Genomic DNA, 6,543 nt, shown 5'->3' with positions numbered 1-6,543 from the left:
GTTCGGCGATGCGCGTGGCTTCTTCTTTGAGAGCTTCAACCAGAAAGCTTTTAACGAAGCCACCGGCCTTGACGTGAACTTCGTGCAAGACAACCATAGTCGTAGTGCCAAAGGCGTGCTGCGTGGCTTGCACTACCAGGTCCAGCAGCCCCAAGGCAAGCTGGTGCGGGTGGTACGCGGTGCCGTATTTGATGTGGCTGTGGATATTCGCAAGGGGTCGCCTACCTTTGGCAGATGGGAAGGCATCGAATTAACCGAAGAAAACAACAAACAGTTTTGGGTGCCCCCAGGCTTTGCGCACGGGTTTGTGGTGCTGAGTGATTCGGCGGATTTTCTGTACAAGACCACGGATTACTACGCGCCTGAGTATGAGCGGTGCATTGCGTGGAATGATGCAGCAATTGAAATCGATTGGCAGTTGCATTCGCACGGCATCGATGCCCCACAACTTTCTGCCAAAGACCGAAATGGAGTGGCGCTCATGGAAGCGACCGCTGATTTTTTATGAGTTCACCACTTGATCAGGCATGGCCGGAAGAAGGTCTTGAGCGGGTTGAGGCATGCCCGTATTGCGGCTCGGACCAACGCACCCTCGCTTACAAGGACGTTCAGGACTGGTCTTTTTTCTGCGCTCCTGGCAAGTGGGATTATTGGGACTGTGCAAATTGCCAGTCGCTTTATCTCGATCCGCGCCCGACGCGCTCAACGATCGGTACTGCCTACGCGAAGTACTATACCCACAGCTCAGCTGAGTCCTTTTCTTTTCTTAATATGATTAAGGATCGGATGAAAAACGAGTGGTGGAGCCACAGGTTGAACGCCGACATCGAACCGCGGCTACATTTGCCAAAATTACTGAACGGTGTCCTCGCGCCGATTGGGAAACGGGTGGGCGTGCCTTTCGGCTGGATATCGTTGGCGAACCGTCCGAAAGGCCGATTCATGGATGTAGGCTGCGGCGCTGGTCAGACCGTGGGTGTGGCTCGGCAACTGGGCTGGGACGCGATGGGGCTCGAAATCGACCCGGCTGCGGTTCGTGCAGCTCAACGAACCGGCTTGAATATCCTGGAAGGTACGTATGAACTACTGACGCAGTACGAGCAGCAGTTCGACTGCATCATGTGCTCGCACGTCCTTGAGCACGTGCATGACCCTCGCGACTTGCTGGTGAAATTGAAAACTGCAATCAAGCCCGGCGGTGTGCTGTTGCTCTCCTTGCCGAATTCGCTTAGTGCCTTGCGCCATCATTTCGGGCCCAACTGGCGTGGCCTTGAGGCGCCGCGGCATCTGTCCATTCCTTCCGAGCAGAAATTGATGCAACTGCTGGCAGAATCGGGCTTTTCGATAAAGTCGATGGCGGACAACGGGGTCGAAACGGCTGCGGAGTCTTATCGAATTCAGCGGCGCGGCTCAGTTATCAATAGGCTGGATATCACCATGGCGCGCCGACTAAATATCCAGCCGCTGGCAACAGGGGCTGGCAATGATTTTATCAAGCTCGTCTGCGAAGCATGTACCGTTACGAGCGCATGACAGTGCGCAGTGTCGCCGTGCCTAAAAATCAGAGAGCCTCTGAATGTCCTTAAGACGCAATACGCTTTGGAATCTAGCAGGTGCGGGGCTGCCTCTGTTGCTCGGCGCAGTGACCATCCCCTATCTGATCAGGATGACCGGCGTTGAGGCATTCGGGGTTCTTACCCTCGTTTGGGCGCTAATCGGTTATTTCAGTCTCTTCGACTTTGGCTTGGGGCGCGCGCTCACCCAACAAGTTGCCGCCGCGCGTTCAGCGGGTTTCCATGCGCAATTGCCAAGTTTGGTTAAGACCGGCTTGTGGTTTACTGCCGGCATGGGCGTGCTGGGCGGGCTCATTCTCGCGGCCTTGGCTAACCAGTTGGCCCTGCATTGGCTTAAAGTCAGCGTCCCGCTGCAATCTAGCACCCATCAGGCGCTGCTTATTGCGGCGATAGGTATTCCACTGACCACCGTGACCACCGGCCTGCGTGGCGTACTGGAAGCGTACGAGGACTTCAAGGTCGTTAATTTGCTGCGTATGGGCCTCGGAGCCGCAAACTTTGGCCTGCCCGCACTCAGCGTCATGTTTGTCGGCAACTCGCTAGCTTGGATGGTGGCCGGTCTGATCGCGGCGCGCGCCATCGTGCTGCTCGCACATCTGTGGCTAGTCCACCAAAAACTGCCTGCTGGCTGGGCATCGGCTCGGTTTAACAACGAAAACATGCGCAGCCTGCTTTCATTTGGCATTTGGATGACCGTTTCAAATATCATCGGCCCACTAATGGTAACTGCTGATCGATTTATAATCTCGGCAGTGCTTGGCGCCAGTGTCGTCGCTTATTACACTGTGCCTTTTGAAGTGTTACTTCGTGTACTGGTGCTGCCGGGTGCATTAACCGCAGCCCTGTTTCCGCGACTGGCCGCAATCATCAACACTGATAATGATGAAGCCAAGCGTCTGTATAAAAACTGTCTCAAGATCATCACTGCCGTGCTAGTGCCGACCTGCGTAGTCATCGCTCTAGGATCAAAGTGGGGCATGACTCTCTGGCTTGGCCATGACTTTGCTGAACACTCATGGCGAATTGTTGTCGTTATGGCCTTGGGCTTAATGCTGAATGGAATTGCATATGTACCTTTCGCGACCATTCAAGCGAAAGGTGATGCCCGTACAACGGCCAGGTTGCATATATTTGAGTTGCTATTTTACATCCCGCTGCTATTTTTCTGTCTTAAACATGCCGGTCTGATAGGGGCTGCGGTGGCTTGGACTACTCGGGCTTTCTTTGATTGGGTTGCATTGTTGTTGCTAGTGAAAAGAGTTATTCCGGAAAAAATCTAATCGGATATGAATTCTATCTCATCGATAATTATTTGTTTTCATCATGATATTGATAAAGTTAATAAAAGCCGTTGGAGAGAGTGTAGATCAAATAATCGATTTCGACAATGGTGGACTAGACGCGGCTGGATTGGCTGTTAAGAACGGACAAGTAAGAATTGAATCGCAAGGGTGAATCTCGGAATAGCTGCAGCCTTAACGGGCCACTAAAACACTGGTTCCAACTCCAAAAATCGTCCCAAACACTGGTACTCTCCCCATTGCCGGCATCGAAAAAAACCGCTGGTAGCCTGTTCTACGCGGTCGGGATTTTTCGCAGTTAAGGTGTTGAGAGGTATTTCGGTAGTCTGTTAGGAATGAAGTGCAATTTTCCTCCCGTCAACAAAAATACTCGCAAATGAAAATTCAATGCTGAAATCCGTACTGGCTGTAGTCGTTAGCTTTAATGACGGAGTTGCGTTGATCAAGACGGTAAATGCTCTTGTGGGCCAAGTTGGCAAAGTAGTGATTGTCGACAATGCATCGGGACCTGAGACGCGCAGCTGCATCCAGAAATTAGAAGCCACCTTGGGGATTGCACCGGTTTATCTTCACGACAACATGGGAATAGGAGTCGCTCTGAATATCGGGGTGTCAATAGCGCGCAACGAGCATTTTGATTGGATATTGACGATGGATCAAGATAGCATTGCAGCGCCGCACATGGTTTCAGAGATGTTGATGAGCGCAGAGAAATTTCAAGATGCGGCCGTGATATGTCCCTCGTTGGCTGCAGATGGGATCGAGAAAGGAAATAAAGATAAAGTCGTAACGAGCGCCATAACATCTGGTACTTTGGTGAAGGTGAACTGCCTCCAATCTGTTGGAGACTATAACGAGCGCTATTTTATAGATTCAGTGGATTTTGAATTCAGCCTGCGCGTCCGAAACGCAGGCTACAAAATAGTCAAGTGTGGTTCGGCAAACCTTCACCATAGGCTGGGCGAAATAAGAGTTGTTAACCTGATGGGATATAACTATCGCTATATATTGCATTCGCCCTTGCGGCGATACTACATGTACAGAAACCATCTGTATTTAGTGGCGGGGTTCTGGTCGAGAAATCCTGTTTTCTTGATTAAAAAAACCATAATTTCAATCTGGGGCATTGTTGAAATCGCAATCTTTGACCCTCAAAGATACGTTAATCTAAAAATGATTGGAAGAGGGGTCGCGGACTGTTTTAGGTCAAGGGATGGTAAATATGCCAGTAAGTTTTGACCTCGATTTTAATTGGCAGATCAGGGATGTGCATGAAAGCGATGACCATTAATCGAGCGCTCTGCGTACTATTTGGAATATTGCTTATTGGCGGCGCCTTTATTGTGCCCAGAGCGTATGGGTTGCAAAAGCTTCCTATATTATTGCTATTGCTAGCCCTGCCGTTGGTTGACCTTTTTTCCAAAAAGTCCTCGGTAGGAATGGCGCGGCCAATTTTATTCTTTTCCATGTTTGCGGCCATCAATGCATTGGCGCTTTCTGTTGGGGTGCTGTATGGTAATCCAGATCAGGCAATCATTGATGGGTTGCGTCTGGGAGTTATCTTCCCGATTGTCATCGCGCTGCTTTGGACATCTCTGGCTGATTTTAATTATGGAAAATACATCAACGGAATAGTCGAGCTAGCTGCAATCTGTATTTTGGTGATTATTTCCCTCGGAATTTTGCAAGAAATTGGTGTGGGTTATTTTTACTCAGAAACTTTTTTGGAAGAAAATTCATTGCGGGTCGGATTGCATGAAGGCTACCTGCAGGTGACGTCTCACAATGTAGGTTCGCTATTTTTTATTGCTGGCTACTTGCTCTACTACGTTGTTGCCAATAAAAGAGAAAAAATGAATATTCGATCGGTTTTTGCATTGCTTTGTACGTTGCTCGCGGCGATGCTGAGCGGGCGGCGTGCGCTGCAGGTTGCAATATTCTTGGCGCCAGTGTTCTTGATTTTCACCGCAAAAATATTTGCTGAAAAAAAATTCATAATTAGGCGAATTGTTAAATTATGGTTGATCGTTGTTCTTGGTGTGGCGACGTTTCTGGTTTATTTGTTTTTAAACGGGTATCTGTACGTTGATGATTTTGTAGAAAGATTTACGGGGCTGTTTGAGGACGACGGAGGGGCTAGAACATCTCAGGCGGCGTCTCTTTTTTCGGCATTCTTGAGCAACCCATTCTTTGGGTCTGGGATAGGCGGTACTACAGACGTAATCAGGAGCGATGATGCACCTTGGGTTTATGAGCTGACATATTTGCAGCTACTTTTTAATTTTGGGATTGTTGGAGTGGCCTTGTTTGCGGTTTTGTTTTTTTCTGAGATATGGAGGATAGGATGCAATGCAAGATGCAGCCATATGAATTACTCAATCGAGGTAAAGGCCATGTTCAGCGGTGCGATTTTTTTGATGTTTGGTGCAGCTACAAACCCATATCTCGGGTCATTCGATTTCATGTTGATGATGGGTATCATTCCGTTTGCTGCGGATGTACGTTGTGGTAGGCGGCGATTACAGGTGAGGGGTGTGACGTGAGTTCGAAATTGATTCATATTGCTTCTGGGGTTCGCTAATGAAAACTCCAAAAATAGCTTTTATCTGCGTGAATTTTAACAATTTTAGTTACAGTAAAAAACTGTGTGATTCATTGGTTCGGCAGTCGGGCAGAGATTCTCAATTTTCGATTGATTGCATTGTTGTTGATAATTCAACGGATGAAGAGGATTCGCTCGCTCTTTCGGAGTTTGCTGAAAAACATTCATGGATCAAGTGTCTGCGCGCCTCGAAAAATCTGGGATATTTCGGCGGATTAAATTATGGCCTTCAAAATGCCGCGCTTGATATTTATAGTTACGTGGTCATCGGTAACAACGATCTGACCTTTGAGCCATCATTTTGCCAGGAGCTTTGCCGCGCGAATTATGGTGGAAATGTTTACGCAGTGTGCCCTGATGTCATCACCAAAGATGGCGTTCACCAGAACCCTCATGTCATGAATAAGATGGGGTGGTGGTGGCGTCTACAGCTTGATATTTATTTTTTACACTATTATTTTGCGTGGTTATTGCTTGCCATTCTTCGAGTTATTAGGCCTGTAAAGTCATCGCCACCACAGCCAGCTAGCCGATGTGAAATTCATATGGGCATCGGTGCTTGTTATGTCTTGACGAGAGCATTTTTTGCGAAATTTACGTCGTTGAATTACCCTCATTTCCTGTATGGTGAAGAAGCTTATTTTTCGGATCAAATACATTCTTCCTCTGGAGTTCTTTTATTTGACCCTGTTTTGCGTGCTCATCATGCAGAAAGTGCGACTCTCTCAAAGATGCCTAGACGAATGGCGTATGAGTTCGCTCGTGTCGGTTATCCAAGTTATAGAAAAATGCTATGAGTCAAAAGAAAAACGACACATTGTCCGGCGTCTTGTTAATTACTGGCGGGACGGGCTCTTTTGGCAATGCTATGCTTCGCCGGTTTTTAAACTCCGGTTTACATGAAATCCGCATTTTCAGCCGCGATGAAAAAAAGCAGGATGACATGCGCAAGCGCTACAACCATCCCAAGCTCAAGTTCTACATTGGCGACGTGCGCGATGCGCGCAGCGTGGCTTCGGCCATGCGCGATGTGGACTACGTATTTCACGCCGCAGCGCTCAAGCAG

General features: G+C 48.5%; 7 protein-coding genes. All 7 read left to right on the top strand.

What is annotated here, in order from left to right; translation table 11 throughout:
- Window positions 1-508 (top strand): dTDP-4-dehydrorhamnose 3,5-epimerase (gene rfbC, locus B7X71_RS10320; protein WP_293600697.1); only part of this gene is annotated, 508 nt, incomplete at its 5' end.
- The gene (locus B7X71_RS10315) at window positions 505-1,533 is read left to right on the top strand and encodes a class I SAM-dependent methyltransferase (protein WP_293600696.1); all 1,029 of its coding nucleotides are present in this window, start codon (window positions 505-507) and stop codon (window positions 1,531-1,533) included. The genes rfbC and B7X71_RS10315, both read left to right, overlap by 4 nt.
- Before the next feature lie 43 nt (window positions 1,534-1,576).
- Window positions 1,577-2,854, top strand: a complete 1,278-nt coding sequence (locus tag B7X71_RS10310; RefSeq protein ID WP_293600695.1) for a flippase — start codon at window positions 1,577-1,579, stop codon at window positions 2,852-2,854.
- 408 nt (window positions 2,855-3,262) lie between these two features.
- Entirely contained in the window at window positions 3,263-4,114 is an 852-nt protein-coding gene (locus tag B7X71_RS10305; protein ID WP_293600694.1) for a glycosyltransferase family 2 protein, read from the top strand.
- Window positions 4,115-4,146: 32 nt separating this feature from the next.
- Entirely contained in the window at window positions 4,147-5,418 is a 1,272-nt protein-coding gene (locus tag B7X71_RS10300) for an O-antigen ligase family protein (RefSeq protein WP_293600693.1), read from the top strand.
- Between the two features lie 37 nt (window positions 5,419-5,455).
- The gene (locus tag B7X71_RS10295) at window positions 5,456-6,274 is read left to right on the top strand and encodes a glycosyltransferase (RefSeq protein ID WP_293600692.1); all 819 of its coding nucleotides are present in this window, start codon (window positions 5,456-5,458) and stop codon (window positions 6,272-6,274) included.
- Window positions 6,271-6,543 (top strand): polysaccharide biosynthesis protein (locus B7X71_RS10290; protein ID WP_293600691.1); only part of this gene is annotated, 273 nt, incomplete at its 3' end. The genes B7X71_RS10295 and B7X71_RS10290, both read left to right, overlap by 4 nt.

The organism is Polynucleobacter sp. 39-46-10 (assembly GCF_002282275.1).
The sequence above is the reverse complement of the archived record's forward strand: the minus strand, read 5'-3'. Positions and strand labels throughout refer to the sequence as shown.